7 tRNA genes are annotated in these 1,234 nt (G+C 41.2%); all 7 read left to right on the forward strand.

Annotation, left to right across the window (positions count from 1 at the left end):
- Positions 1-174: 174 nt before the first annotated feature.
- The 7 genes from GW534_RS15875 (at position 175) to GW534_RS15905 (ending at position 1,179) form a co-directional block, all read left to right on the forward strand.
- Positions 175-246: transfer RNA gene (locus GW534_RS15875), tRNA-Asn, on the forward strand.
- 12 nt (positions 247-258) lie between these two features.
- Positions 259-330, forward strand: a tRNA-Glu gene (locus GW534_RS15880).
- Positions 331-479: 149 nt separating this feature from the next.
- Positions 480-554, forward strand: a tRNA-Gln gene (locus tag GW534_RS15885).
- Between the two features lie 176 nt (positions 555-730).
- A tRNA-Lys gene (locus tag GW534_RS15890) sits at positions 731-806 on the forward strand.
- Between the two features lie 57 nt (positions 807-863).
- A tRNA-Leu gene (locus GW534_RS15895) sits at positions 864-949 on the forward strand.
- Positions 950-1,011: 62 nt separating this feature from the next.
- Positions 1,012-1,085 (forward strand) — tRNA-Pro (locus tag GW534_RS15900).
- A 20-nt stretch (positions 1,086-1,105) separates the two neighbouring features.
- Positions 1,106-1,179 (forward strand) — tRNA-Gly (locus GW534_RS15905).
- The last annotated feature ends 55 nt before the right edge of the window (positions 1,180-1,234 follow it).

Consider the following 1,234-nt stretch of genomic DNA (forward strand, 5'->3'; position numbering starts at 1 on the left):
AGTTAATTATTTGTTGACATTTATAATAAAAGGAGATAATATAATAAAGCAACGGTAAACGAGCACTATTCACAAGTTAATAAGTGTTTGTTACGAACTAAAATTTTTTTGAAAAGAAGTTGACAAACCAAATTGAATAGTGTAATATACTTAATGTCGGATATGACGACACATTCCGCAGTAGCTCAGTGGTAGAGCAATCGGCTGTTAACCGATCGGTCGTAGGTTCGAATCCTACCTGCGGAGTTTTTATGTCCTGGCCCCTTGGTCAAGTGGTTAAGACACCGCCCTTTCACGGCGGTAACACAGGTTCGAATCCCGTAGGGGTCATTTTTTAAAAACTTCCCAATGGGAGTCTTTATGAAAAATAAATATGTGTCGAAAATTTTATTACTGAAGTATCCCGAGGGTGATTGCTCAAACGTAATAAAATTTTCTGCGGTGCAACTTCATGAAGTTGCTTAATGTTGTTAAATCAATGGGCTATAGCCAAGTGGTAAGGCAACGGACTTTGACTCCGTGATGCGCTGGTTCGAATCCAGCTAGCCCAGCCATTTTTATTTTATGAGTCGTTAGCTCAGTCGGTAGAGCACGAATGAGTAAACTGCGAAGCTTTACTTCAGCGTACCGATTTCGCAAACATCTTTGAATAATCTTCCCGAAATTGGGACGTCGAAGATGAACTAAATTAGAGCTAACCACCATAAGATTTTAAAGAGAATTTCATTACGAGCCGTTAGCTCAGTCGGTAGAGCATCTGACTTTTAATCAGAGGGTCAGAGGTTCGAATCCTCTACGGCTCACCATTTTCCAAAAATTACCATATCATAAATTAGAAAAAATGTGTTACAATTACAATCTACGCGGTCGTGGCGGAATGGCAGACGCGTCAGGTTGAGGGCCTGGTGGGATTTATCCCGTGGAGGTTCAAGTCCTCTCGACCGCACCAAAAAACACTTGACCGCAAAACAAAAAAATGGTAATATATAAAAATGCTTTTGATAGTATCAACGGGAAGTAGCTCAGCTTGGTAGAGCACTTGGTTTGGGACCAAGGGGTCGCAGGTTCGAATCCTGTCTTCCCGACTCTAAGGGAATATTATAATGCGGGTGTAGTTTAGTGGTAAAACCACAGCCTTCCAAGCTGTTGTCGAGGGTTCGATTCCCTTCACCCGCTCCATTTTGAACCTTGAAAACTGAACAAGACAAAGCGTTTAATTTTACCATTTAGTCAG

It is taken from the genome of Pallidibacillus pasinlerensis (assembly GCF_009996845.1).
GTDB lineage: Bacteria > Bacillota > Bacilli > Bacillales > Caldibacillaceae > Pallidibacillus > Pallidibacillus pasinlerensis.